Annotated in this window: 17 protein-coding genes; 14 read left to right on the top strand and 3 right to left on the bottom strand. The window is 63.2% G+C overall.

Features of this window, described 5'->3' with window-relative positions; genetic code table 11:
• Window positions 1–2: 2 nt before the first annotated feature.
• The 5 genes from DZK26_RS01840 to DZK26_RS01820 are packed head-to-tail and all read left to right on the top strand — an operon-like array spanning window position 3 to window position 6,419.
• The gene (locus tag DZK26_RS01840) at window positions 3–2,777 is read left to right on the top strand and encodes a pitrilysin family protein (protein ID WP_116897209.1); all 2,775 of its coding nucleotides are present in this window, start codon (window positions 3–5) and stop codon (window positions 2,775–2,777) included.
• A 46-nt stretch (window positions 2,778–2,823) separates the two neighbouring features.
• Entirely contained in the window at window positions 2,824–3,486 is a 663-nt protein-coding gene (locus DZK26_RS01835) for a lysophospholipid acyltransferase family protein (protein ID WP_181918268.1), read from the top strand.
• 6 nt (window positions 3,487–3,492) lie between these two features.
• Window positions 3,493–4,671 carry a sulfotransferase gene (locus tag DZK26_RS01830; RefSeq protein WP_116897207.1) on the top strand — a complete coding sequence of 393 codons (1,179 nt, stop codon included), beginning with the start codon at window positions 3,493–3,495 and terminating at the stop codon, window positions 4,669–4,671.
• Window positions 4,664–5,758, top strand: coding sequence for a glycosyltransferase (locus DZK26_RS01825; RefSeq protein ID WP_181918267.1), 1,095 nt, complete (start codon window positions 4,664–4,666; stop codon window positions 5,756–5,758). The genes DZK26_RS01830 and DZK26_RS01825 overlap by 8 nt, the downstream gene beginning before the upstream one ends.
• Window positions 5,700–6,419, top strand: a complete 720-nt coding sequence (locus DZK26_RS01820) for a polysaccharide deacetylase family protein (RefSeq protein WP_258918353.1) — start codon at window positions 5,700–5,702, stop codon at window positions 6,417–6,419. The genes DZK26_RS01825 and DZK26_RS01820 overlap by 59 nt, the downstream gene beginning before the upstream one ends.
• A 16-nt stretch (window positions 6,420–6,435) precedes the next feature.
• On the opposite strand, the gene DZK26_RS01815 is transcribed toward DZK26_RS01820, so the two are convergent.
• Window positions 6,436–9,000 (bottom strand): PAS domain S-box protein, encoded by a 2,565-nt coding sequence (locus tag DZK26_RS01815; protein WP_116897204.1) that lies wholly within the window; start codon window positions 8,998–9,000, stop codon window positions 6,436–6,438.
• A gap of 118 nt (window positions 9,001–9,118) precedes the next feature.
• Here DZK26_RS01815 and xth point away from each other — a divergent pair, with 118 nt between their 5' ends.
• From xth to DZK26_RS01800, 3 genes are all read left to right on the top strand, one after another.
• Window positions 9,119–9,886, top strand: a complete 768-nt coding sequence (gene xth / locus DZK26_RS01810) for an exodeoxyribonuclease III (RefSeq protein WP_116897203.1) — start codon at window positions 9,119–9,121, stop codon at window positions 9,884–9,886.
• A 204-nt stretch (window positions 9,887–10,090) separates the two neighbouring features.
• Window positions 10,091–11,425 carry a choice-of-anchor D domain-containing protein gene (locus tag DZK26_RS01805; protein WP_181918265.1) on the top strand — a complete coding sequence of 445 codons (1,335 nt, stop codon included), beginning with the start codon at window positions 10,091–10,093 and terminating at the stop codon, window positions 11,423–11,425.
• Between the two features lie 232 nt (window positions 11,426–11,657).
• The gene (locus DZK26_RS01800) at window positions 11,658–13,514 is read left to right on the top strand and encodes a right-handed parallel beta-helix repeat-containing protein (RefSeq protein WP_116897201.1); all 1,857 of its coding nucleotides are present in this window, start codon (window positions 11,658–11,660) and stop codon (window positions 13,512–13,514) included.
• Between the two features lie 30 nt (window positions 13,515–13,544).
• Here the strand turns inward: DZK26_RS01800 and grxD are convergent, their stop codons facing one another.
• Window positions 13,545–14,447, bottom strand: a complete 903-nt coding sequence (grxD, locus tag DZK26_RS14640; RefSeq protein WP_116897200.1) for a Grx4 family monothiol glutaredoxin — start codon at window positions 14,445–14,447, stop codon at window positions 13,545–13,547.
• A gap of 141 nt (window positions 14,448–14,588) precedes the next feature.
• Between grxD and gltB the strand changes: the two genes are divergently transcribed.
• Together gltB and DZK26_RS01785 are read left to right on the top strand one after the other, a co-directional pair.
• Window positions 14,589–19,073 carry a glutamate synthase large subunit gene (gene gltB / locus DZK26_RS01790; RefSeq protein ID WP_116897199.1) on the top strand — a complete coding sequence of 1,495 codons (4,485 nt, stop codon included), beginning with the start codon at window positions 14,589–14,591 and terminating at the stop codon, window positions 19,071–19,073.
• Window positions 19,074–19,278: 205 nt separating this feature from the next.
• The gene (locus DZK26_RS01785) at window positions 19,279–20,736 is read left to right on the top strand and encodes an FAD-dependent oxidoreductase (protein ID WP_116897198.1); all 1,458 of its coding nucleotides are present in this window, start codon (window positions 19,279–19,281) and stop codon (window positions 20,734–20,736) included.
• Window positions 20,737–20,741: 5 nt separating this feature from the next.
• Here DZK26_RS01785 and DZK26_RS01780 read toward each other — a convergent pair whose 3' ends face one another.
• Window positions 20,742–21,989, bottom strand: coding sequence for a hypothetical protein (locus DZK26_RS01780; protein WP_116897197.1), 1,248 nt, complete (start codon window positions 21,987–21,989; stop codon window positions 20,742–20,744).
• 119 nt (window positions 21,990–22,108) lie between these two features.
• Here DZK26_RS01780 and DZK26_RS01775 point away from each other — a divergent pair, with 119 nt between their 5' ends.
• The 4 genes from DZK26_RS01775 (at window position 22,109) to DZK26_RS01760 (ending at window position 25,604) form a co-directional block, all read left to right on the top strand.
• Entirely contained in the window at window positions 22,109–23,110 is a 1,002-nt protein-coding gene (locus DZK26_RS01775; protein ID WP_116897196.1) for a serine/threonine protein kinase, read from the top strand.
• On the top strand, window positions 23,103–23,756 hold the full coding sequence (locus DZK26_RS01770; RefSeq protein ID WP_116897195.1) for a 2OG-Fe(II) oxygenase: 654 nt from the start codon (window positions 23,103–23,105) through the stop codon (window positions 23,754–23,756). Before DZK26_RS01775 ends, DZK26_RS01770 begins: the two co-directional genes overlap by 8 nt.
• A 72-nt stretch (window positions 23,757–23,828) precedes the next feature.
• The gene (locus DZK26_RS01765; protein ID WP_116897194.1) at window positions 23,829–24,458 is read left to right on the top strand and encodes a TetR/AcrR family transcriptional regulator; all 630 of its coding nucleotides are present in this window, start codon (window positions 23,829–23,831) and stop codon (window positions 24,456–24,458) included.
• A gap of 12 nt (window positions 24,459–24,470) precedes the next feature.
• Window positions 24,471–25,604, top strand: a complete 1,134-nt coding sequence (locus DZK26_RS01760) for an efflux RND transporter periplasmic adaptor subunit (RefSeq protein ID WP_116897193.1) — start codon at window positions 24,471–24,473, stop codon at window positions 25,602–25,604.
• Window positions 25,605–25,607: the final 3 nt, after the last annotated feature.

Here is a 25,607-nt window from a genome sequence, read left to right as displayed (position 1 = left end):
CCATGCAGCAACTTGCGTGTCACTGCAGACGAATTCTTTTTGCCCTGATCCTGGCCCTGCCTGTACTTGCCGCCGCCCAGGCGGTAGACATCGAGCGCGCAGCCAGCGTCGAAGGCATCACCGAGTACCGCCTCGACAACGGTATGAAGGTTCTGTTGATGCCCGATCGGAGTCGTTCCACGGCGACCATCAACATCACCTACTTCGTCGGCTCCAAGCACGAAAGCTACGGCGAGACCGGTATGGCCCACCTGCTCGAGCACATGCTGTTCTACGGCACCCCCGACCACGAGGACATCAAGGCCGAAATCTCCGAGCGCGGCGGCCAGGCCAACGGCACCACCTCGTTCGATCGCACCAATTACTTCCAGACCCTGCCAGCCGGCGAGGAGAACCTCGAGTGGGCGATCACCATGGAAGCCGACCGCATGGTCAACTCGACCATCTCCGCAGAGGATCTGGAGTCGGAAATGACGGTGGTGCGCAACGAGTTCGAGATCGGCGAAACCAACCCGATCGGCGTACTGTTCCAGCGCGTACTAGCCGCCGCCTACCAGTGGCACGGCTATGGCCGCTCGACCATCGGCGCGCGCGCCGATATCGAGAACGTGCCGGTCGAGCGCCTGCAGGACTTCTACCGTCGCTACTACCAGCCCGACAATGCCGTGCTCATCCTGTCGGGCAATTACGACACTGACCGCGCACTCGAACTCATCAATCGGGAGTTCGGGCAGATCGCAGCGCCGGAGCGCACCGGCGACATGAAGCTCTGGCCGACCTACACCCGCGAACCCGTACAGGACGGCCAGCGCACGGTCACCGTGCGGCGTTCGGGCGAATTCCAGGCCCTGCTCGGCAGCTGGCACGTGCCCGCGGCCTCGCACGAGGACTTCGCCGCCGTCCAGGTACTGGCGCATCTGCTCGGTGACTCGCCTTCGGGTCGCCTGCACAAGGCCCTGGTGGACAACAAGCTGGCCAGCCAGGTGGGCGCCTTCTCCCGCGCGCTCGGCGAACCCTCGTTCCTGGCCCTGTTCGCCCAGGTCGACAAGGAACAGGATCTGGACGAAACCCGCCGCGAAATGCTGGCGGCTGTAGAGGCCCTCGAGGAATCGCCGCCCACGCAGGAGGAAGTCGATCGGGCCATCAACGCCCTGACCCGCAACATCGAGCAGACGCTCAACGATACCAATCGTGTGGGCATCCAGCTCAGCGAGTGGGAAGCCGCCGGCGACTGGCGCCTGATGTTTCTCAACCGCGACCGCATCGAGGCGGTCACCGTCGCCGACGTCATTCGCGTCGCCAACCGTTATCTCACACGCGACAACCGCACCATCGGCCAATTCATTCCCGAAAGCGAACCCGAACGCGCCGTGATCCCGGCCGAGCCCGATCCGCAAGTCCTGCTGGCCGACTACACCGGCCGCGAGGACCGCGAAGCGGGCGAGGCCTTCGATCCCACGCCCGAGAATATCGAGGATCGCGTCGTGCGTTTCGAGCTGGCCAACGGCGCGAAAGTCGCCCTGCTGCCCAAAGAGACACGCGGCGACCGCGTCCAGGGGCAGATCTCCATGCGCCTGGGCACGCTCGAATCACTCTCTGGTCTCGGCGGCGTACCGGCCTTCACGGGCAGCATGCTCATGCGCGGCACCGCCAATCGCACGCGCCAGGAAATCCGCGACCGGGTCAATGCCCTGCAATCGAGCTTGAGCGTCAGTGGCAGCAATCTGGTGAATGCCCGGATGGAAACCCGGCGCGACAATCTCGACGAGATACTCGACATCGTCGCCGACGTGCTGCAGAACCCGAGCTTCGACGATTCCGAGATCGATGAACTGCGTCGCCAGCAGCTCACGCAGCTCGACCAGCAGCGCGATCAGCCGATCGCCGTTGCATCGCGCATGCTCAACCGCCACAACACGCCGTTGCCGCCGGAGCATCCCGACTACGTGCCCGACTTCGATGAATCCGAGGCTCGCCTGCGTGCCATCGAGCGCGAGCAGCTGGTCAATTTCCATGCCGCCCACTACGGCTTCGGCCCGGGCACGACAATCAGCCTGGTCGGGGATTTCGATCCGCAGGCAGTACGCGAACGCCTCGAAGTCCTGTTCAACGACTTCACGCCCGAAATCGGATTCGAACGCATCGCGCGCGACTATCGCGACATCGAACCAGCCAGCATGGAATACCAGCTCGACGACAAGGCCAATGCCGGCCTGATCGGAGGCCACCCGATCCGGATGCGTGACGACCACCCCGACTATCCGGCCGTCTCCCTGGCCGGTCATCTGCTCGGCGGCGGTTTCCTGAGCTCGCGCCTGGCCGATCGCATCCGCGATACCGAGGGCCTGAGCTACGGCGTGGGCGGCGGGTTCAACGCCCACAGCATCGACGAGCGCGGCAGCTTCTTCGTCTACGCCATGTATGCGCCGGAAAACCGGAAGCGGCTGGTCGAAGTGTTGTTCGAGGAATTCGACGACGCCGTCGAGAACGGCTTCGGTGAAGAGGAAGTGGCCCAGGGTCGCCGCGGCTACCTTCAGCAGCTCGAGCTGAAACGCAGCGAGGACGCCCAGTTGATGTCACTGCTCAACAATTACCTCTACCTCGATCGCGACATGTATCACCGCGCCGAGTTCGAGCAGGCCGTCAGCGAGCTCACCGCCGAGGACGTGACCGAGGCCGTACGCGAGCATCTCCGGCCGGATCGGCTCAGCCATGTCGTGGCCGGTGATTTCGAAGACGAATCTGAAGACGAACCGACGTCCGACGCGGACAATTGACCCCGGCCCCGCCGGTGCCCGCTCCTCCAGCAGGCGCCGGCGGGGTATGATGCGCGGCATCATGTTTCGCCGCACGATTCTTCCGCGCCTGATCTACGGCGTTTATCGCATCTGGAGCGCGACCTGGCGGTTGCGTCGCCACGAACCGCGGGCTCTGACCGAACGCCTCGAGAGCGGGCAACCCTTCGTGGTCGCCATGTGGCACGGCGACGAACTGGGCCTCGTGTGCTTCGGCCGCTTCTACCATCTCGCCGTGATGGCATCCCGGAGCAAGGACGGCGAACTGCTCGATTACGTCCTGCGCAAGTCCGGCTTCGCCACGACCCGGGGCTCTTCCAGCCGCGGCGGCTCGCGCGCCCTGCGTGGCCTGATGCGCCTGGCACGCCAGGGCTGGTCGCCGGTGATTGCCGTCGACGGACCGCGCGGGCCGGTGCACAAGGCCAAACCCGGTGTGCTGGAGCTCGCCCGGGTCACCGGCCTGCCGGTCTTTCCCTGCGCCATGGCTTGCAGCCGGCATATTCCGCTGCACCGGTCCTGGGACCTGACGGACCTGCCGATCCCGTTCGCGAAGGTTCTCATCTACTGGGGTGACCCGATCGTCGTCGACCGCGAAGGCGACGCCCGTTCGCCACAGATGACGCAATACCTCGAAGATGCCATCAACCGCTGCCGGCGCGAATCGCGGGAAATGCTGCCGGACATTGATTGACCGGCCATGGGGCGCCTGTTTCTCCAATCGCAATGGCGGCTTCTGCGCCTGGGCGCACACGCGCTCTGGCCACCGGCCAACGGCATGGGGCGTCGTTCGCTTCGCCGTGCCCTGATCATTCTGGCGCTCATCCCCGGACTATTCCTGCTCAATCTCTATCACTGGCTCGGCCTGGCGCTCGACGAGATCCTGTTTCGCGGCTACCGGAAGGTATCGGTGGAGCGACCGCTGTTCGTCGTGGGCGTACCCCGCAGCGGCACGACCTTTCTTCACGGTGTGCTGGCCGAAGACGAACGCACCACCACTTTTTCGACCTGGGAGTGCTTCTTCGCCCTGTCGGTGACGTGGCGCAAACTGTGGCGCGGGGTCGGCCGCCTCGACGCGGGCGTGGGCCGCCCTCTGGGCCGGCTGGTCGGCTTCCTCATCCGCCGACTGACGGGCGGCTTCGAGGACACCCACCCGGTGCGCCTCGACCAGCCCGAGGAAGATTTCTTCTGCCTGCTGCCGCCGATGACCTGTTTCGTGCTGGTCGTGCTGTTTCCGGACAGTCCGGACCTGTGGCGCATGGCCCGGCTTGATATCGATGACGATGCCCACTTTCGGCGAAGACAGCTCGACTACTACCACCGCGCCGTTCAACGTCACCTGTATGTACACGGGCAGGAACACCGTTTCCTGTCGAAGAACGCATCCTTCGCCGGCATGGTCGGCAGCCTGTCGCAAACCTTTCCCGATGCTCGATTCATCGTCTGCCTGCGCGAACCCGAACGCGCGCTTTCCTCGCAACTGAGCACCCTGTCCGACTCACTGCGGTTGTTCGCCAGCGATGGCGCGCCGCAGCGCTTTAACGAGCATTTCGTCGAACTGTTCGCCTTCTACTTCGACAACCTGTTCGAGCAGGCCGAGCGCCTGCCGGCCGAGCGTATCGTCCTGCTCAACAACGTCGAAATCCGGTCGCATCTTGAAGCGGCCGTCACGCAGACCCTGGATCGGCTCCAGCTCGACCCCGCTCCGTCGTTTGCAAAAAGGCTGCAAGACCGTGCGCACGAGTCGCGGCAGCACCGCTCAGCGCACAAACACGAGCTCAGCGACAGCAACCTGGACCCGGCATGGCTGAAAGAGCGGTTTGCCGATATCCTTGCCCGTCATGACTTCAGCCGTGACCGATTCGCCTCCCGTGACTGACGCCCGCCGACTGCGCGTGCTGATCTGCTGCGACGCGGCGATCGAGCGCAACGGCGTGGGTTCCTACTACGGCGACCTGATCGAGCAAATCAGCGACTCGGTCGAAGCCATCGAACTGATCGCACCCGAGCACGGCCCGAAACCCCTGGTGAGCTTTCCGTTGCCGGGCGACAGAACCCAGCGCGCCGCGCTTCCGGCCGGCTGGCGAATGGCCCGCGTCTTCGACGAGCTCGAACCCCATGTCGTCATCATCGCCACGCCCGGCCCCTACGGCATGACCGGGGCCCGCCTGGCGCGACGCCGCGGCATTCCGTTCATCTACGGCTTTCACACGCATTTCGAGGCGCTCAGCGAACTCTACTGGGGCCGGCTGATGACGGCCGTGGCCACCCGCTACCTTGAATCGCGCAACCGCAAGCTGTTTGAACGCGCCGCCCTGACGCTGGCCCATTCCGACAGCATGGTGGCGCTTGCCAGGAAGCTGGGCGCGCGCCGTGCCGAACTGGCGGCCACCCTGTTGCCCGGGCGCTTCGACCGCTCGCCGGAACCGAAGTCCGGCCCGGTGGAAAGGATCATCTTCGTCGGCCGCCTGGCCGCCGAAAAACGCATCGATCGCCTGCTCGATGCCGCGGCCAGGCGTCCCGGCCTCACGTTCGGCTTCGCCGGCCAGGGCCCGCTCACCGAGACTGTCGCAGCCGCCGCGCGCGATTACGAAAACATCCGCCACCTTGGCTGGGTCCGGCGAGAATCGATACCGGACTTGCTGGCCGAACACGACGCACTGGTCCTGCCGTCGGACGTCGAATCCTTTGGCACGGTGGCGCTGGAAGCCATCGCCTGCGCCCGGCCCGCGCTGGTTTCGACGCACTGCGGCATCGGCGAATGGCCACAACTCGATCCGGTGCTGTATCGCTTCGACCCGGACGAGCCCGACGCCATGGTGCATGCCCTGGATGCCCTGATCGAATTGCCGGAGGAAGCGCGGCGCGCGCGGGCCGAACAAGGCGTGGCCGCCTACGCCGCCATCCGTGACGAAGGGCGGCGGGCGTGGCTCGAGACCCTTGTCGAGGTGGCCCGTGCGGCCTGATATCTCCATACACGACGTCATGCCCGAAACCCTCGACCGGGTGGCCGAGCAGCTCGACCTCATCGAGCGTCACTGTCCGGGCCCGGTGACGCTGCTGGTCGTGCCCGGTAAGGAATGGACAGATTCGGACCTGGATCGCTTGCGTGCCTGGGCAGCGGATGGTCATCCGCTCGCCGGCCACGGCTGGACACACCGCGCACGCCACATCCGCGGACTCAAACACCGCCTGCACAGCCTGTTCATCTCGCGCGACTGTGCCGAGCACCTGGCCTTGTCTCCCTCCGAAATCGTCGACCTGATGACGCGCAACCGACAGTGGTTCACTGACCACCACCTGCCGGCACCGGAACTCTACGTGCCCCCGGCCTGGGCGCTCGGCCCGGTGAGCGCGACGGAGCTACGCCCGACGGGATTCGAGCGGGTGGAAACGATCAGCGGCCATCTGGACCTTGCCACGGGCCGATTCCAGCGCAGCGCCCTGATCGGCTTCGAGGCCGCCAGCGCCTGGCAGATGCCGGCGCTGAAGATTTCCAATGCACTCAACCGACTGCTGGCCGTTCGGTGGCCGCTTCGTATCGCACTGCACCCCAACGACCACCGGCTACCCCTGGCCGCCGACCTTCACCGATGGCTGATACGCTCAGCAAGTTTCAATGACTGATGGCCGCGGCGCGGCGTCAATCCACTCGCCAGGGTTCGGGTTCGTGAAAATAGAAGCCCTGCGCGTATTGCACGCCCAATTCTTCAAGCCGCTCGAGTATCTCGCGACTGCTGACATGCTCGGCCACCGTGGGGATGCCAATAATCTCCCCGACTCGGTGAATCGCCTCAACCATGGCCAGGTCGATACGTCCTTCGGCAATGTCCTTGACCAGTTCACCGTCGATCTTCAGGTAGTCCACCGGCAGTGTCTTGAGATAGCCGAAGGACGAAAGGCCGCTACCAAAATCGTCGAGCATCACCTTGATACCCAGCGCACGTACCGAGCGCATGAACTCGAGCGCCCGCTCCAGGCTGAGGATGGCGCTGCTTTCGGTGACCTCGAAAGCAATGGCCCGGGGTGGAACGCCCGTCCGCTGCAACTCATCGGCGACGAATTCAGAGAATGACGACTCTCCCAGGGAGCTTCCGGAAAGATTGATCGAGTAACGCTGGCCTTCCCGGTGCCGGCCCGCGTCAATTCTCCGGCAAATACCTTCGAGGACGTGCGACACCACCCAGCGGTCAATCGACGACATCATGTTGTAACGTTCGGCACCCGGGATGAAGCGGGCGGGGGGAACCACTTCACCCCATCGATCCTTCATGCGAAGCAGAATCTCGCAGTGTTCTTCATCGGAATCCCTTTGCAGGGATTCGATTCGCTGGTAGTAGAGTTCGAAACGATTCTCGCGCAGCGCGTCGGTAATTTCCGCCGCAGCATCGATTTCCAACTGGTGCCGGCTCAGGTGGGAGTCATCAAAGTGATAGACCTGCAGGCGGTTGCGGCCCTGGTTCTTGGCAGAATAGCAAGCTTGGTCGGCCGCCATGAGAATTTCGGCGACGCCGGAATGTGCGGAAACATCCACCACTCTGATGGAGATTCCGATGGTGAACGAACGCCCTTCCCAGGCAAAAGCGAAATCGTTGACCATCCGGAGAACTTTCTGACTGACCTCCTCGGCCTTCGGAAGAGAGCAGCCATGCAGAATCAGGCCGAACTCGTCACCACCCAGTCGTGCCAGCGTATCCGAGCTTCGCGCCAGGCTCTTCAAGGCGGCACCAAGCTGCCGCAGCAGTTCATCGCCCGCATGATGACCGCAGGTATCGTTGACCACCTTGAACTGATCGAGATCCATATAGAGCAATGCATGCGAGTCACCCATTGACTCGCGTCGCGCCAACAACTCGCCCAGCACTTGCTCGAATTTACGCCGGTTGTAGAGTCCGGTCAGCTCGTCATGTGCGGCCTGGTAGGCCATTTCCTGGTTGATCCGGTGGCGTTCGCTGACATCTGTCATCGTCCCGATCATGCGGTAGGCCTTGCCTTCATCGTCGGCCAGGAACGTGCCATTGTCTTCGGCGTGGAAATACTCACCCGCCCCGGTGCAAAAGCGGTACTCGACGTGATAGGGGCTGCCCTCCTTCTCGGCCTTTTCCAGCAGGGTCACCGCTGCGTCACGATCATCGGGGTGAATGCGATCCATCCACTCGTCGATATTGACAGTTTCGAGCTCTTCAGGCGTCTGGCCAGTCACGCGCTGTATCGCCCCCGACCACTGAATCACGCCCGTGTGCAGATCATAGTCGTAAATGAGCTGCCCGATGCTCTCGGCCATCAGGCGGTATCGCTCCTCGCTCTCACGCAGTGCCGCCTCGGCATGAACCCGCTGCGTCACGTCCCGGACCAGGCCGCGGAAACCGGCCGGCTCCCCATTGCCGGAACGGAGCAGGGAAACGGAAGCCTCGAGATGGAGATTCGAACCGTCCCTGGCCTGGGCTTCCCAGGAGAACCCAGGAACTGAGTTGCCGCTTTCGTAGACCTCGTTGAAGATCTCGTAAACGCGTTCTGTAGTCTCGGCGGATGTGAAGTCCCGGAAGGTGATCGCCCTGAATTCACCCGCCTCGTAGCCAAGCATCCGTGGAAGCGCTTCGTTGAAGAACAGAAAATTTCCAGCCAGATCGACTTCGAAGTATCCATCTTCGATGGTATCGATGATGCTGCGGTACTTGTCTTCACTCTGCCGAAGCATCTCTTCTTGCAGCTTCTGTTGAGTGATATCCCGGTAAATACCGTAAACCGCGGCTTGCCCCTCTCCCACCATGACCGGGTGACCGAGAATCGATACGTAGATCATGCTGCCGTCCTTCCGGAAGCGCATGGTCTCCACCTGAATCGACTCGTGGTCCAGGACAGCGCGGGTCAGATTGCTGGCCTCCTCGCTCAGAGATGCGTCGACGATCAGGCTGTTGACCGACCGACCGACAACTTCCTCCTTGGCGTAGCCGAACATCTCCAGGAATCGTGAATTGACCCGAACGACGCGATCTCGGTTATCGAGGAGGACAATTCCTTCGGGAGAGCTTTCAAACAACCTTCGAAAAAGCGCCTGCTCCAATTCAGGATCGGCGCCTTCAGCCCGAAGCGCACTGAAGATGTCGTGGTTGGCAATGGAGTCCGTCATTTCGGTAACCTGGTCGTCAGTATCGACGCCACCGATCACCCCCTCCCCCGAAAAGATGGCACTTTGATGCATCATCATAGCCGCTAACGGGCAGTCTGCGCCAATCCCGACCAACTGGCAACTGGAAAACTACACCGCCACCCACCCTTGCGAATTGCTCCCTAGGAACGTGGACGATCGACTAAACTGCGTAATCATGAAAATCGCAAGCTGGAACCTCAACTCGCTCAAGGTGCGCCTGCCGCAGGTGCTGGACTGGATGGAACACCAGCGCCCGGACGTGCTCGGACTGCAGGAAACCAAGCTGACCGACGAGAACTTCCCGGTCGAGGCCATCGAGGAAGCCGGTTATCACGTCGCCTACGCCGGCCAGCCCACCTACAACGGCGTCGCGCTGATCGCCCGCGAACAGCCTCTGGACGTGATCACCGAAATTCCGGGTTTCCCCGATGAGCAAAGGCGCGTGATCGCCGGCACCGTCGGCAACGTGCGCGTCATCAATCTCTACGTGGTCAACGGCAAGGAAGTCGGCTCCGACAAGTACGACTACAAGCTCGCCTGGCTGGAGGCGGTACGCAAATGGATCGCCGACGAGCTAACCCGCCATGACAAGCTGGTGGTGATGGGCGACTTCAATATCGCCCCCGATGATCGCGACGTGCACGACCCCGAAGCCTGGCACGAGAAGATCCTCTGCTCGACGCCCGAGCGCGAAGCGCTCAAGGCCATGCTCGATCTCGGCCTGCACGACAGCTTCCGCCTGTTCGAGCAGCCTGAAGCCACATTCTCATGGTGGGACTACCGCGCGGCGGCCTTTCGCCGAGGCCTGGGCCTGCGCATCGACCTGGTGCTTTGCTCCGACGCCCTGAAGATGGCCTGCACCACCAGTTATGTCGACAAGGAACCGCGCAAGAACGAACGGCCCAGCGATCATGCACCCGTGGTGGCCGAGTTTTCTCTTTGACGGGCAACCGAGAGACATCACACCCGGGTGGTGCTAGACTTTTCGCACTGCCTCCGGCGGTTACCCGAAAAGATAATCGAAAAAAGGGGGAACATCAGCATGACGTTTCGTATCGTACCGGCACTGCTGCCGGTCCTCGCCGCCGCTACGCTCGCGGGTAGCGCCCAGGCTGCCACGCTTCACCAGATCGACTTCCACTTCGAAATGACCCGCAACGGTCAGCCCGTGCCGCACTCGGAACAAGGCACGAGCAGGGCTTCACCGTCCGACATCACTGAGGCGGTGAGCTTCATGGTTTCGGCAGAAACGACACAAGAGTTCCCGAGTTTTACCATCACGGGGACGAGCTTTATGAGCGGCGTTTGGGAGGTTCAGCCTGAAGCAGGTGAATCCGAGGGCGACCCCGTTTGTTATCAGTACAGCCACGTCGCTGAAATTTCGGCCGAGAGTTCGGGTCAGGCAACGGCGGGGGTCATCATCGGCGGCGGCGACCTCTCCGCCGATGCACAGGCAGACGAGGATGCCGGAACCTTTAGCTACGACGTCAACGTGGCCGGGGCCGGCGGGATCGATGTAGAAGGTGTCAACGTACTTTCTTTCGGTCCAACGGAAATCGCCAGTGGCGAGGCAGCAGATTTTTCCGACTCCGGTACTTTTCTGACCGCCATTGGTGAATCCTTCTCACTCCAGGGGTCCATGGCGGCCGCTGGGGCGGGTGTGCATCCGGGCAGCGCGGTGGTGCAGGCTGCATCGGAATTCAATATCGCCGAGACCGAGCTGGCGGATTGCTTCCCGGCGGTCGACCTGTCCCCGAATCCGGTCAATTTCAACGATCAGGAGGTGGGCATGAACAGCGATCCCCTGAGTGTCACGCTTGAAAACACCGGCCATGCCGACCTCGACGTCGGCAGCATCACCTCGCCCACCGCGCCATTCGCCGCGGCCGGCGGCACCTGCGGAAATGCACCGTTCACGCTGACCCCGGGCGCCACCTGCACGCTCGACTACAGCTTCAGCCCCACCACGACCGGAGCCGCCTCCCAGTCGATCACGTTGGACAGCAACGCCCTGGATGCACCGCATCAACTCGAGCTGCAAGGCAACGGCACCCAGGCGGAAACCGTCCTCAGCCTCGGCGATGTCGATTTCGGGGAGCACGCATTCGGCACTTCGAGTGAAACCCGGTCGATCGCGATCAGCAATGGCGGAGACGCCGATCTGGTCATCGACGGCATCGACAATCCCGAACCGCCGTTCGAGATCACCGGCGGCAGCTGTCACCCGCTACCGGCCACAATCACACCCGGGGAAAGCTGCACGATCGAGGCAAGGATGACGCCGACATCATGGTCCGGATCGTTCACTGGCGAGATTCTGATCTTCAGCAATTCGCCTTCCAGTCCGGATCGTGTCGGCCTGCGCGGCACCAGTCCGGCGCCGCTTCCGGTGCCCACGCTGGGCCTTCCCGCCGCAGTGCTTCTGATCCTGTCGATCCTTGCGATCACACGGCGATCGAATCGACAGCACGCAAGCGGCTAACCCGGGCGAAAACGCCGAACCGCACCCCCACAGGCGGCCGGTGATCAAGCGGCGGTGGTGGCAGAACTCTAACCGCCGCCGCGCGTCTGGCAGGATTACTGGCCAGTTCTCGTAGACAGAGCAAGCCCGAAAAATCGAACAGGCCAACACGGCGTCAGTCGCAATTGCTGACGCCGTCATACGCACGGCGCTCTGATTGCGCCGACGCCAAGCCTGATTCAAAGGAGACAAAGTGCCACGACCCGTCCAGACGATCCGCACCGCACGACCCGCAATCCTGACGCTCCTGTTTCTCTTGCTCTCGAGCGCTTTCACCGCCACCGCTTCGGCCCAGGCTTTTGCCTTCACTGTTACCAGTACCGACGATGACGGTGATGCAGACCTCAATGACGGCGCCTGCGTGGATCAGTCCGGCGAGTGCACCCTGCGCGCCGCGATCGAGCAGGCCAACGCCCTGATTGGCGGCACAGCGATCATTGACTTCGACCTCAGCGGCGCACCGCCGTTCATCATCGACTCCCACGCCGGCTCTCTGCATATCCAGCGCGACGACGTGCTGATCGACGGAAGCAGCCAGTCGACTGCCCCCAACCCGGAGATCGAAATCAGGGGGCCGGGAATTACCGGCTCGAGTCATGACGGATTTCATATTGAAGGCGACAACAACGAGATTCGAGGTCTCTCGATCATCGAATTCGATGGCGACGGCATTTTTATCGACGGCAGCGTCAACATCGTGACCGAAAACCTCATCGGGGTCGACACGGCGGGCAATCGGGCCGGCAACGGCGGCAACGGCATTCGCTTGACTGAAGGCAGCAGTTACAATCGAATCGGCGAGCCGGGCCAAGGCAATGTCATCTCCGACAATTCCCAGCGAGGCATTGCCATCGGCCTCGGCGGAGCCGACATGAACACCATCCAGTCGAACATTATCGGCGCCGCCCCGGACGGCAAGACCGCAATGGGCAACTTCATGGAAGGAATACTCGTCAATCAGGGCAACGGCAATATCATCGGCGGCGATCGCACCCAGAACGAAGGCAACCTGATCGTCGACAACGGTCGGCGCGGCATTCTTGCCACGTCCTCGGACGAAACCAGCATCCGGGGCAACCTGGTCGGCGTCAATGCCGACGGCGACGCCATGGGCAACGACGGACCGGGGATCGAGGTAAGGTGGACAAACCTGAGTCAGGTTGGCGAAGCGCCGCCGGAAGAAATGGGTAATGTGGTGGCCGACAACAACGGGGCCGGCGTCCTGCTGGAGGGCTCGGGATCCACCGGCAACATCATCGCGGCAAATGAACTCGGCGGCATTGACCTCAGCGGCGGCCCCCTGATCATCCACGCCAATGACGGACCGGGCATGGTCGATCATGGCACAAAGACCACCATCGGCGGCAACGGCTCTGATGACGGCAACCAGTTCTGGTCCCGGGGCATGGAATTGCACGGCAAAGATGGTTTCGCGAGCAACAACAACATCACCGCCTGCGACAACACCGGCATCTACATCACCGGCTCGGAATACGGCATCGGCAGCTCGTCAGCGTTGACCCAGAACATCATCAACGCATGCGACGGCCCGGCAATCTCGATCGTCGGCAGTGGCGCGATCGAGAACCGTATCGAGCGCAACAGTATGCAAAACAATGATGGTCCCGGAATCGACCTGGGTAACGACGGAGTCGACGAAAACGATCCCGGCGACGACGATACCGGACCGAACAACCGCCAGAATTCCCCCGAGCTGATCACTGCCGATTACGACTTTGAACAGGATGAACTGACTGTCACCTTCAAGGTCGACAGCACGACGGGCAATTCGGCTTACGATCTGAAAATCGATTTCTACCGGGACAATAGTTCAACCACCGAACGCCAGAGCCTCGGCTGGCTCGGATCGGCGCTTTACGAGAACACTGACGCTCAGTCCGAGGTGACCGTTACCGTCTCGGGACTACCCACGATCTACCAAGAGGGCGAAGTCATCGCCACTGCGACCGACGCTGACGGCAATACCTCGGAGTTTTCCAATGCCCTGCGCTACGGGGGGATCTTCGATGATCGATTCGAGCAGGATTGATCGCCCGGAGCACCCAGGCGATACGCCGTCTCAGCCCAGTATCGCCTGCGCTCCGCCTTCCAGATTGTAGACCTGCGTGTATCCCTGCTTGCGATAGTGCTCGGCATACTGCTGCGAGGTCTGGCCGACGTTACACACGAACACCAGCGGCTGGTTGGGATCGCCGTCCTTGAGCTTGGCCATGAGGTCGGCATCGAGGGGCTCGGCGAAGTCGATCGGCTTTTCGGCGCGGTCGGCCTCGTTGCGGGTATCGATCACCAGGATACGTTCGCCTGAATTGATCCGTTCCTGAAGTTCGGCCGGCGTCATCTGCTTGACCGGCGCCGGGGCGCCCGGCAGGTCGAGCTTGAGGCCCTCACCCTGGACGGTTTCCACCCAGTCGACGGTCGCACCCTTGGCGCGCTGAGCGCTGGCGAGGTCCATCAGCACGGTGATGCCGTTCGACTCGGTCTCGATTTCGGTACCCTGCTTCGGCCCGACCTGGAACTGGGCATCCCAGCCCGAATCGATGGCAAAGTGCAGATGGTTGCCCGGATAGGCCTCGAGAAACTCACGGATCTTCTCGGCCGCCTTGTCGGTGATGGTGATCTCCGGCGGGGTGCGATCGGGCTTTTCCAGCCCGAACATTTCGTGCAGCTCGCCGGTGTTGAACATCTCGCCGATGATGTCGTTGCCGCCGACCAGTTCGCCATCGATATACAGCTGCGGAATGGTCGGCCAGTCGCCGTAGGCCTTGATGCCTTCGCGGATGCTTTCATCCTCGAGTACGTTGTAGCTGGCGTAGTCACCTTCCAGCAACTGGTCGAGAATACCGGCGGTGCGGGCCGAAAACCCGCATTGCGGCATTTTCGGCGTGCCCTTCATGTAGAGCACCACGCGGTGGGAGGCAATCTGCGATTCGATCTTTTCGCGTACGGCGGAGTCTAGAGACATGCGTGCAAGATCCTGCTTGAGTGAGTTTCGATATTGATTGTTGGGCTTTCAGAGGCCACTATCAAGGCAAATGCGGTAATCCCGACGCATCAGAACATCGAACACGGTATCCTATTGGGTTCCCCGAACATACGCTGACGTATGCCCCCTGGCGGGGCAACGTGGCCGGAGACTTGCTTGAAGACACTGCATCATCCTGATTTCGAAAAAGATTCCTGTGGATTCGGGCTGATCGCCCGGCTGGATGATGCCGCCCGTCACGATACCGTGGCCGATGCGGTCCAGGCCCTCGTGCGCCTGACGCACCGTGGGGCGGTGGCGCCCGACGGCAAGACCGGCGACGGCTGCGGTCTGCTGCTGAAGATGCCGACCGCATTCCTGCGGGCGGTCGCCGAGGAGGAAGGAATCGAGCTGGGCGAGCGATTCGCCGTCGGCACGATCTTTCTCGACCATCACGACGAGCGAACCGCCGACCAGCGGGCCGTCCTTGAAAACGAAATCAAGGCCCGCGGGCTGGCTGTGGCCGGATGGCGGCGCGTGCCGGTCGACCCGGAAGCTTGCGGGGAAACCGCCCGCGCGACACTGCCGCGCATCGAGCAGATATTTGCAACCCCGCCCGATACCGTCGACGACGATGACTTCGAACGTCGGCTCTTGCTGGCACGCCGTCGCTGTGAGCAGTCCTCCGGCGACAAGCCGGACTACATCGCCAGCCTGTCGGCCCGGACGATCAGCTACAAGGGCATGGTCATGCCCGAATACCTGGCCACCTTCTACCCGGACCTGGCCGACGAGCGCATGGCCACTTCGGTGGCGGTATTCCACCAGCGATTCTCGACCAATACCCTGCCGAAATGGTCGCTGGCGCAGCCGTTTCGGATGCTGGCGCACAACGGCGAGATCAACACCATCCGTGGCAACCGCCACTGGACGCGGGCCAGGCGCAAGCTGCTGGCCTCACCGCTGCTGACCGAACTGGGCGAGATCGACCCGCCGGTGGGCATGCAGGGTTCGGATTCCAGCTCGCTCGACAACATGCTCGAACTGCTGGTTGCCGGCGGCATGAATATGCCCCAGGCGGTGCGCATCCTGATTCCGCCGGCCTGGCAAACCGACGACAACCTCGACGCCGACCTCAGGGCCTTCCACGAATTCTTCGCCTTCCACCAGGAGGCCTGGGATGGCCCGGCCGGCTTGGTGATGTGCGACGGCCGGCACGCGGTGTGCGCGCTCGACCGCAACGGGCTGAGGCCCGCACGCTGGACGAAGACCACCGACAATCGCCTGATCGTCGCTTCCGAGACCGGCGTGGTCGACGTGCCGATCGAACAGGTCGCCGCGCGTGGTCGCCTGGGGCCGGGACAGATCCTGGTCGCGGACCTGGCCACCGGCGAGCTGCTCGATCATCGCGGCGTCGACGAGCAGCTCAAGAATCTGCATCCATGGCAGGACTGGCTGAAATCGGGCGTGAAGTATCTCGACTCGGAGCTGGTCGACGTGCACATGGCCGCCGAGCCTTTCGATACAGACACCCTGGCCAGCTACCAGAAGATGTTCAATTTCTCGCGCGAGGAGCGGCGCGAGGTCGTGGCGGTACTGGCCAACACCCAGGCCGAGGCGGTGGGCTCGATGGGCGACGACACGCCCATGCCCGTTCTCTCGACCAAGGTACGCTCGCTGTTCGACTGCTTCCGCCAGCAGTTCGCCCAGGTGACCAATCCCGCGATCGACAGCCTGCGCGAGAAGATCGTGATGTCGCTCGAGACCGGTATCGGCCGCAAGGGCAATGTATTCGAGCCCGGTCCCGAACTCGCCGATCGCGTGGTGCTCAACTCGCCGGTGCTGTCGCAGAGAAAGCTTCGGCAGCTGGTCAATACGCCGCAATTCGGGCTGTCCTCGGAGTTTCTGGACCTCAACGTGCCGGCCGACCAGCCGCTCGACGAGGCATTGCGCGATCTGTGCCGCCAGGCCGAGGAAGCGGTCGAAAACGGCACCCTGATCCTGCTGATCTCGGACCGTTATCTCAAGAAGGACCATCTCCCGATCCACGCCCTGCTGGCCACCGGCGCGATCCATCATCACCTGCTCGAGACGGGCCAGCGCCCGCTGTGCAACCTGATCGTTGAAACCGCCACGGCCCGGGACCCGCATCACTTCGCCTGCCTGATCGGCTTCGGCGCAACGGCCGTCTATCCCTATCTCGTCTATCAGACCCTGCAGGCGATGGCCAACGCCGGCGAATTCGAGCATCCCCGGGATGAAGCCCTGCAACTCGGCCGCGCCTACCGCCGCGGCATCCGCAAGGGCCTCTACAAGATTCTGTCGAAGATGGGGATCTCGACCGTCGGCTCCTACCGCGGCGCGCAATTGTTCGAGATCGTCGGCCTGGCCGACGAGGTGGTCGATCTGTGTTTCCCCGGCGCGGTCAGCCGTATCCAGGGTGCGACCTTCACCGACCTGCACGACGACCAGCGCAAACTCGCGCGCTGGGCCTGGGAGAAACGCGTGCCGATCGAGCACGGCGGCCTCTACCGCTACGTCGACCACGGCGAGTATCACGCCTGGAATCCCGACGTGGTCACCGCCCTGCACCGCGCCACCCAGAACACCGATCGCGCCGCCTGGGATGAATACACCCACCTGGTCAACAGTCGCGAGCCGGCGACCCTGCGCGACCTGCTCAGGATCACCAGCCCCAATGAGTCGATCGAACTCGACGCGGTCGAGCCCGTCGAGTCGATCTTCAAGCGCTTCGATTCGGCCGGCATGAGCCTCGGCGCCCTGTCACCGGAGGCGCACGAAGCCATCGCGATCGCCATGAACCGGATCGGGGCGCGCTCGAACTCCGGCGAAGGCGGCGAGGATCCGCTGCGCTACGGCACCGAAAAGCGCTCCAAGATCAAGCAGATCGCCTCGGGCCGTTTCGGCGTGACGCCGGAGTATTTGATCAACGCCGAGGTCATCCAGATCAAGATCGCCCAGGGCGCCAAGCCCGGCGAGGGCGGCCAGCTACCCGGCCACAAGGTCGACAAACTGATCGCCCGGCTGCGCTATGCCACGCCCGGCGTGGGCCTGATCTCGCCACCCCCGCACCACGATATCTATTCCATCGAGGATCTGGCGCAGCTGATCTTCGACCTCAAGCAGGTCAATCCGAAAGCACTGGTCTCGGTCAAGCTCGTCTCCGAGCCGGGCATCGGCACGGTCGCCGCCGGCGTGGTCAAGGCCTATGCCGACTTGATCACCGTCTCCGGCTACGACGGCGGTACCGGCGCGAGTCCGCTGACTTCGGTGAAATACGCCGGCGCGCCCTGGGAGCTGGGCCTGTCGGAAGTCCGCCAGGTCCTGATGGCCAACGACCTCAGGGGCCAGGTGCGCATCCAGGCCGACGGCGGCCTCAAGACCGCCGTGGACGTGGTCAAGGCCGCCATCCTGGGGGCCGAGAGCTTCGGCTTCGGCACGGCGCCGATGATCGCCATCGGCTGCAAGTACCTGCGCATCTGCCATCTCAACAACTGCGCCACGGGTGTGGCCACGCAGCACGAGGTGCTGCGCAAGAAGCATTTCATCGGCCTGCCCGAGATGGTGGTCAACTTCTTCCGCTTCATCGCCGAGGACGTCAGGGCCATCCTGGCCGAACTGGGCGTGACGAAACTGGAGGACCTGATCGGCCGCACCGAGTACCTGGAACGCATCGAGGGGCTGACCGAGCGACAGAACCGTCTCGATCTCTCGCCGCTGCTGGCCGAAACCGGCCTGGAATCCGGCGCCGAGCGCTTCTGTGTCGCCGAACGCAACCCGCCGCACGACAAGGGCGAGCTGGCGCGGAGAATCGAGGACGATACCGCCGAGGCGGTCAAAAACCAGGCGGGCGGGCGTTTCGAATACGCCATCCGCAACAGTGATCGTTCGATCGGCGCACGCCTTTCCGGCTTTATCGCCCGCCATCACGGTAATCAGGGCATGGCCGATTCGCCCCTCAACCTGGATTTCACCGGTACGGCCGGGCAGAGTTTCGGCGCCTTCAATGCCGGCGGCCTCGAACTGACGCTCACCGGCGAGGCCAACGATTACGTCGGCAAGGGCATGACCGGGGGGCGCATCGTGCTGCGGGTGCCTTCAGGCATCCAATACACCGCCTGCGAAACACCCGTCATGGGCAACACCTGCCTGTACGGCGCCACCGGCGGCGAACTGTTCGCCGAAGGCACCGCCGGCGAGCGCTTCGCCGTACGCAACTCAGGCTGCGTGGCCGTCATCGAGGGCGCCGGCGACCACTGCTGCGAATACATGACCGGTGGCATGGTGGTGGTGCTGGGCAGGACCGGCATCAACTTCGGCGCCGGCATGACCGGCGGTTTCGCCTACGTGCTCGATCTCGACCGCGGCTTCGTCGATCGCTACAACCACGAACTGATCGATATCCACCACATCGCGCCCGAAAGCATGGAAAACCACGTCCATCACCTTCGCAACCTGATCATGCGCCACCAGGAACTGACCGGTAGCCGGCACGCCGCCGAAGTCCTCGACGATTTCCGTCGCATGCTGCCCAAGTTCTGGCTGGTCAAGCCCAAGGCCGCCGACCTCGACGACCTGATCGCCTCACTCAGGAACGCAGCATGATGGTCATGTGTGTGTGTAAAAACATCTGTAACCACGGAATACACGGAAGAACACGGAATGTATATAAGTTTGGTCGAGGCGGGCCACTAGCTGAACGCGAAACTTGGGTCATAAAAACAGTTTCCTTGTTGCCTGATCTCTTTCCGTGTCATTCCGTGCCTTCCGTGGTTCCAGAAAAACTGAGCCAAAGTCAGCCCCTATCCCTATGAAAAAGCCGAGCAACCTGCATTTTCTCGAAAGCCCGCGCACCAACCCGGAAGAGGTGCCGATCCCGATTCGCGTACGCGAGTGGGGCGAGATTTACGGGCAGTACGACGAAGACGGCGCCGAAGACCAGTCGGCGCGCTGCATCGACTGCGGCAACCCCTATTGCGAGTGGAAGTGCCCGGTGCACAACTACATTCCCGACTGGCTGCGCCTGGTCCGCCAAGGGCGCCTGTTCGAGGCGGCCGACCTGTGTCACCAGACCAATGCCCTGCCGGAAATGTGCGGCCGGATCTGCCCGCAGGATCGTCTGTGCGAGGGCGCCTGCACGCTCAACGACGGCCTGGGCGCGGTCACCATCGGCTCGGTCGAGAAATACATCACCGACGAAGCCGTCAAGCAGGGCTGGCGACCGGATCTGTCCCACGTTCAGCCCACGGGCAGGAAAGTCGCGGTCATCGGCGCCGGGCCAGCCGGCCTGGGCTGCGCCGACCGCCTGGTGCGCCACGGCGTCGAGGCGCATGTCTTCGACAAGTACCCGCGCATCGGCGGCCTGCTGACTTACGGCATCCCGCCCTTCAAGCTCGAAAAGCACGTGGTCGAAACGCGCCGGGAAATCATGGAAGGCATGGGCATTCACTTTCATCTCGGCCAGGAAGTGGGCAAGGACATTTCGCTCGATGAACTGCTCGATCAATACGATGCCGTCTTTCTCGGGATGGGCACCTACAAGTACGTCGACGGCCGCCTGGAAAACCAGGACCTGCCCGGCGTGATTGCTTCCCTGCCCTACCTGATCGGCAACATCGGACAGGTGCTCGAAGAACCGATGGAAGGCTTCGACTACGTCAACCTCAAGGATCGGCGCGTGGTCGTGCTCGGCGGTGGCGATACCGCCATGGACTGCGTGCGCACCGCCATCCGCCAGGGCGCGCGCGAAGTCACCTGCGCCTACCGCCGCGACGAACAGAACATGCCCGGCAGCCGGCGCGAAGTGAAGAACGCCAAGGACGAAGGCGTGAACTTCCTGTTCAACCGCCAGCCGGTGGGCATCGTCGGTGATGACAAGGCCGAAGGCGTCAAACTCGTCGAGACACAGCTCGGCGAGCCCGACGAAGCCGGCCGCCGCCGCCCCGAACCCGTTCCCGGCAGCGAACAGGTCATCGAAGCCGACACGGTCATCATCGCCTTCGGCTTCCGTCCCAATCCTCCGGAATGGCTTACGTCCGCCGGTGTGGAAACGCACGATGACGGCCGCCTGGTCGTGGCAGCCAACGGCCGCGGCGAATACCAGACTTCCCATGAAAAGATCTATGCCGGCGGCGACATGGTGCGCGGCGCCGACCTGGTCGTCACCGCCGTCTACGAGGGTCGCGAAGCCGCCCAGAGCATCCTCGACAACCTGGGCGTCGAAGCACCCACGGCCCAGCACGAGACGGCTGCCGCGGTGGCGGGTTAGAAAGGCTAACCGCCGCCCTCCCGGGATTCGTCACCGTTGTTCCCGTTGCCGTTGTCCTTGTCCTCGAGGACCGGATCATCGGCTCGGTCGCCCGGCGCATCGACGGGAATCGGTTCGTCCTCCCAGGCTTCGGCGTCGGGCTCTTCGTCGAGATACTGGCGCAGCCGGTGCTGGCGTGAACGTTCATTCTCGAACTGGATTTCCAGGGTGAAGGTCAGGCGCCAGTCGCTGCGGCGTTCGCCGGTATCGAAGTCCTTGGGCCAGGCATGGGCCGGCTCGATCTCGTAGTAGAGCCAGTGACGCAGGAACTGTCGGCGATAGCGCAATGCGACGAAGTATTCTTCCGTCTCGAATTCCGGTTCGGTATAACCCCAGGCGCCGACCTCGGCCCGAATCGCGCTCTTCATGTCAAGCTGTTGAAACGAAACCAGGCCGGTGCGCCAATCGATGCCGTCCGACTTCTCTGACCAGGTACCACGCCCGCTCCAGCGAAGCAGGCGATTACGATCCGGCAGCCACTCCCAGTCCAGCCTTGTGGTCAATCCCAGGCCTTCCTCGCGTTCCCAGAAAGCCGATTGCGTGAAGCGCCCGAGGGTCCGGTCGGTCAACCCCCGAATGTATCGGTAACGGCCCCGCAAGCGGGGGTTGAGCGAGCCACTGCTGACGCGGACGGTACCGTCGACATCGAAACGGCTGCGCGCATGTTCGCTGGCGAGGAATCGCAGGCCGAGCCGGGTCTGATTCTCGGGATCGTCGAACGCGCCCGCCGGATCCGTATAGTCTCCTTCCAGATCCTCGTCGCGCGCGACCAACAACCGGACCCGCTCTGACAGGCGCGGCAGGATGACGTTGGCGCGCACCCCGACCCGATACTGCCAGCCCTCGTGCTCATCCCAGCGCACGGCGTTGCGCAAGCGCACGAAGCTGCCGACGGGGTTTTCTTCCAGGGTGCGCGGATCGCCGAAGAACCCGTCGAACCAGGCCGCCGGTTCGCACAGGCGCTGGTTGAGATACGAGTGGGTCAGGTCCAGCCAGCCTTCAGGCCTGCCCTCCTCATCGCGGCAGGACATTTCCATCAGGCGTTGCTGTCGGGCCTGGCGTTCGGCACGTTGCTCGTCGGCCGCGCTCTCCTCGACCTGCTTGTCTTCGTCCTGATTCTCCGTGGCTTTCGAGGTTTCATCGCCGGCATGCACCGCGGCGGACACCACCGCCACCAGGGCCGCCAGGAGAAGGAATGGATCACGCCATTTCATGACACAATCCTAATCGAATATTGTCCACCCGCACGCACAAGACCCGGACACGATTGCATGCTTGGCATCATACGACAACTCCGCGATTTCGCGTACCGGTCAGCAACGATGGCGCCGGCATGAATGAACCGACCGCACGCACCAGACCGTATGCAAATCTGGGCCCGGAAGTCGTGCTCGATGCCGTCGAAGCGCTGGGGTTGCGAGCCGACTGGCGGCTGCTGGCGCTCAACAGCTTCGAGAACCGGGTCTGGCAGGTCGGTCTCGAAGACGCCGAGCCAGTCGTGGTCAAGTTCTACCGACCCGAACGCTGGAGCGACGAGGCGATCGAGGAAGAACACGCCTTTTCCATCGAGCTGGCCGACGCGGGCCTGTCCGTGGTCGCCCCCGTGTCGATCCAGGGGCGCACGCTGCATCGACACGAGGGTTTTCGCCTGGCCGTCTTTCCACGCCGCGGTGGGCATGCGCCTGAACCCGCTCACGAGCCCACCCTGCGCACACTCGGCCGTGCTCTGGGACGAATGCATGCCGTCGGTGCGGCCGGACGGTTCCGGCACCGACCGGAATTGACCATCGCTGACCGGGGCCGCGAGCCGGTCGACTGGCTGGTCGAGAACCGCTGGCTGCCGCCGCATCTGGAAGAAGCATTTTCGAGTCTGGCCGAACACCTGCTCGAAGGTATATCCGCGACCTTCGAGCGCGCCGGCGACTACCGAAGAATCCGCCTGCACGGCGACTGCCATCCGGGCAATATCCTCTGGCGCGACGAGCATGCGCATTTCGTCGATCTCGACGACTGCCTGACCGGCCCGGCCATCCAGGATCTGTGGATGCTGATTTCCGGCGATCGCGCCGAACGCGAGCAGCAGCTGGGCTGGCTAATCGAGGAATACAAGGTATTTAACGACTTCGACCCGCGTGAACTGCATCTGGTCGAAGCGTTGCGCACCCTTCGAATGATCTACTATCAGGCCTGGCTGGCCCGGCGTTGGGACGATCCCGCCTTTCCGGCCGCCTTTCCATGGTTCGGCGACGACCGTCACTGGGAAACCGTTATCGGCCAGTTGCGCGAGCAACTCGCGGAACTATCCGAACCGCCATTGAACCTCGAACATGCCTGACGCGCCGCTTCCGGTTGACCGGGATGCCTTCGAGTCCGCCGCCCTGGGCCTGCGTGAACAAGGCTGGTGGATCGGCAGGGACGCGCTCGACCGAGAGCTCGTCGACGAACTTCGCGCCGACCTGCAGGAACTCATGGAAGCCGACCGTCTGCACCGGGCCGGCATCGGCCGCGAACAGGACTATCACCTCGACCGCGACATTCGAAGCGATCGTGTTTTCTGGCTGACGCGCCGGAGACCGGCACAGGCTCGCTTTCTCGAGCGTATGGAACAACTGCGCCTGTCGCTCAACCGCGAGCTGTTTCTGGGCCTGTTCGAGTTCGAGGCCCACTATGCGCACTACCCGCCCGGCGGGCTGTACCGAAAACACCTCGACAGTTTCCGGGGTGCGGCCAACCGTATCGTCTCGGCCGTGACCTATCTGACCGAAAGCTGGCAACCGGGCGACGGCGGCGAACTCGTGGTCTACTCGGAGGATGGCGAGACGGTATCGGCCACGATCGAACCGCGCGCCGGCACGTTCGTGATGTTTCTCAGTGAGGAAATTCCCCACGAGGTTCTGACCTCCCGTACCGACCGCACCAGCATTGCCGGCTGGTTCCGGCTCAACACGTCGATCGGCGGCACCATCGACCCGGCACGTTGACCGCGCCGGAGCAGTTTTACCCGGGTCTTACTAATTGACCGACCGGTCAGTCAATGCTAGCATTAGCTTGAAATGAACGAGTCCATCGCCACAAGAGATCCGGATCTCACCCAAGCCCGAATCCTGGACGCGGCTTTCGACCTGTTCGTCGACAAGGGCTTCGCGGCCGTGAGCATGCGCGAGCTGGCCGAGCGATCGGGCGTGACCAAGAGCCTGATCCACCATCATTTCGGAACCAAGGAAGGACTGTGGGACGCCGTCAAGGAAGCGGCTTTCGCGCGTTACTACGAGGGGCAGAAAGACGAGCTCGAAGGCGCGGACTCACCCGACCCGGAGCTGCTGAAAAACGGCGTGACTCGCTACTTCCGGTTTCTCCAGGAAAATCCGCAGGTCGTGCGGCTGTTCACCTGGATGCACCTCGAGGGCGACACAACCTGCAACGAAATGGACGCCGAACTGGTCGAACTGGGCGCCCGCCGCGTGCGCGAGGCCCAGGACGCCGGGCTGCTCCGCTCCGACGTCAATCCGACCCACGTCGTCACGGTGTTCATTAATGCCTGTTCGCAGTGGTTCGAGGTGCGACCGCAGCACAAGAACTGGGAGGGCATCGGCAGCGACGACGAATACCTCGACGATTTCCTGAAAATCTTCATGGACGGCCTGGCTCCGCGAGCGACCGGGCCGGAGACCGACGGCAACTGAGGCCAAACGATCATGTTCCCTGCACCGCTTTCACATGCCCAATTAACTGACCGGCCGGCCAGTTTATTGGTCAACGCCAACCGCATTTTACTTCTGCCGGTCCTTATCATGGTCCTGGCGGTTGCCACGGCCTGTTCCGATGAACCAGCCACGCAGGCACCGGCGCCCGAACCGGGTCAACCCGTTCGTATCGCCACCGTCAGCGAGAGCAAGCCGCCCGTGCGGCTGCGCTTGCCGGGTGTCACCCGCGCGATCGAACGTGCCGACCTGGCCTTCTTGCACAGCGGCCACCTGGCCGAACGCCTGGTCAATCGCGGCGAAGCCATCAGTGCCGGCCAGCCCCTGGCCATACTGCACAACCCCGCGCTGATGCCCGGTGTCACCGCCGCGGCCGCGCGGGTGAACGAACTCGAAGAACAACTGCAGCAACTTCAGCGCGAAACCCGCCGCCTGGAAAACCTGCACGAGCGCGGCCTGGTGGCAACCGACGAACTCGACCGCGTACGCGCCCGGCGCAATGCCGCCCGCCAGGCACGGGAACAGGCGCAAGCCAGGCTCGATGAAGCCCGCGATCAGCTGGACGAAGCCACGCTGCGAGCGCCATTTTCCGGCCGGGTCGTGGCCCTTCCGGTCGAACCCGGCCAGTTCGTCAGTGCCGGGCAGCCTGTCGTTTCGGTCAGCGCACCCGAGCGCCTCGAGGTCACCGTCGACCTGTCGGCTCGGCAGGCACGGGCTCTAACCGTGGAGGAATCCGTGCGCGTGCGCCGACTCGAAGGTGGAACGCCCCACAGCGGAACGATTCGAGAAATCGGCCTGCCGGCACCGGGCCGGCCGGCTACGGCGGTCATCGACCTGACTGATACCGCCTGGCCAGAATGGTCGCCCGGACAGGCCGTGCACGTCGAGTTGTCCTGGACCGGCGACGACCGGCTCAGCATACCGCTCGACGCCCTCATCGATACCGGTGACGGTCTGCCGCACGTATTCCGATTGCGCGATGACCATGCCGACCTGGTCACCGTCATTCCCGGTGAACTCGACGGCGGTCAGGTCCGGGTCGAAGGTGAACTCGAAACCGGCGACGAGGTGATCGTCGCCGGCCACGGCCAGCTGCTCGACGGAGAAAGGGTTCGGGTACTGAGATGAAAC

The sequence above is a fragment of the Wenzhouxiangella sp. 15190 genome, from assembly GCF_003417465.1.
Lineage (GTDB): Bacteria > Pseudomonadota > Gammaproteobacteria > Xanthomonadales > Wenzhouxiangellaceae > Wenzhouxiangella.
The sequence above is the reverse complement of the archived record's forward strand: the minus strand, read 5'-3'. Positions and strand labels throughout refer to the sequence as shown.

Coding starts and splice junctions, on each gene's coding strand:
- DZK26_RS01830 (WP_116897207.1), top strand. CDS start 3,493: ATGGGGCGCCTGTTTCTCCAATCGCAATGGCGGCTTCTGCGCCTGGGC.
- DZK26_RS01760 (WP_116897193.1), top strand. CDS start 24,471: ATGTTCCCTGCACCGCTTTCACATGCCCAATTAACTGACCGGCCGGCC.
- xth (WP_116897203.1), top strand. CDS start 9,119: ATGAAAATCGCAAGCTGGAACCTCAACTCGCTCAAGGTGCGCCTGCCG.
- DZK26_RS01835 (WP_181918268.1), top strand. CDS start 2,824: ATGATGCGCGGCATCATGTTTCGCCGCACGATTCTTCCGCGCCTGATC.
- grxD (WP_116897200.1), bottom strand. CDS start 14,447: ATGTCTCTAGACTCCGCCGTACGCGAAAAGATCGAATCGCAGATTGCC.
- DZK26_RS01780 (WP_116897197.1), bottom strand. CDS start 21,989: ATGAAATGGCGTGATCCATTCCTTCTCCTGGCGGCCCTGGTGGCGGTG.
- gltB (WP_116897199.1), top strand. CDS start 14,589: ATGCCCCCTGGCGGGGCAACGTGGCCGGAGACTTGCTTGAAGACACTG.
- DZK26_RS01815 (WP_116897204.1), bottom strand. CDS start 9,000: ATGATGATGCATCAAAGTGCCATCTTTTCGGGGGAGGGGGTGATCGGT.
- DZK26_RS01840 (WP_116897209.1), top strand. CDS start 3: ATGCAGCAACTTGCGTGTCACTGCAGACGAATTCTTTTTGCCCTGATC.
- DZK26_RS01805 (WP_181918265.1), top strand. CDS start 10,091: ATGACCCGCAACGGTCAGCCCGTGCCGCACTCGGAACAAGGCACGAGC.
- DZK26_RS01765 (WP_116897194.1), top strand. CDS start 23,829: ATGAACGAGTCCATCGCCACAAGAGATCCGGATCTCACCCAAGCCCGA.
- DZK26_RS01785 (WP_116897198.1), top strand. CDS start 19,279: ATGAAAAAGCCGAGCAACCTGCATTTTCTCGAAAGCCCGCGCACCAAC.
- DZK26_RS01775 (WP_116897196.1), top strand. CDS start 22,109: ATGAATGAACCGACCGCACGCACCAGACCGTATGCAAATCTGGGCCCG.
- DZK26_RS01770 (WP_116897195.1), top strand. CDS start 23,103: ATGCCTGACGCGCCGCTTCCGGTTGACCGGGATGCCTTCGAGTCCGCC.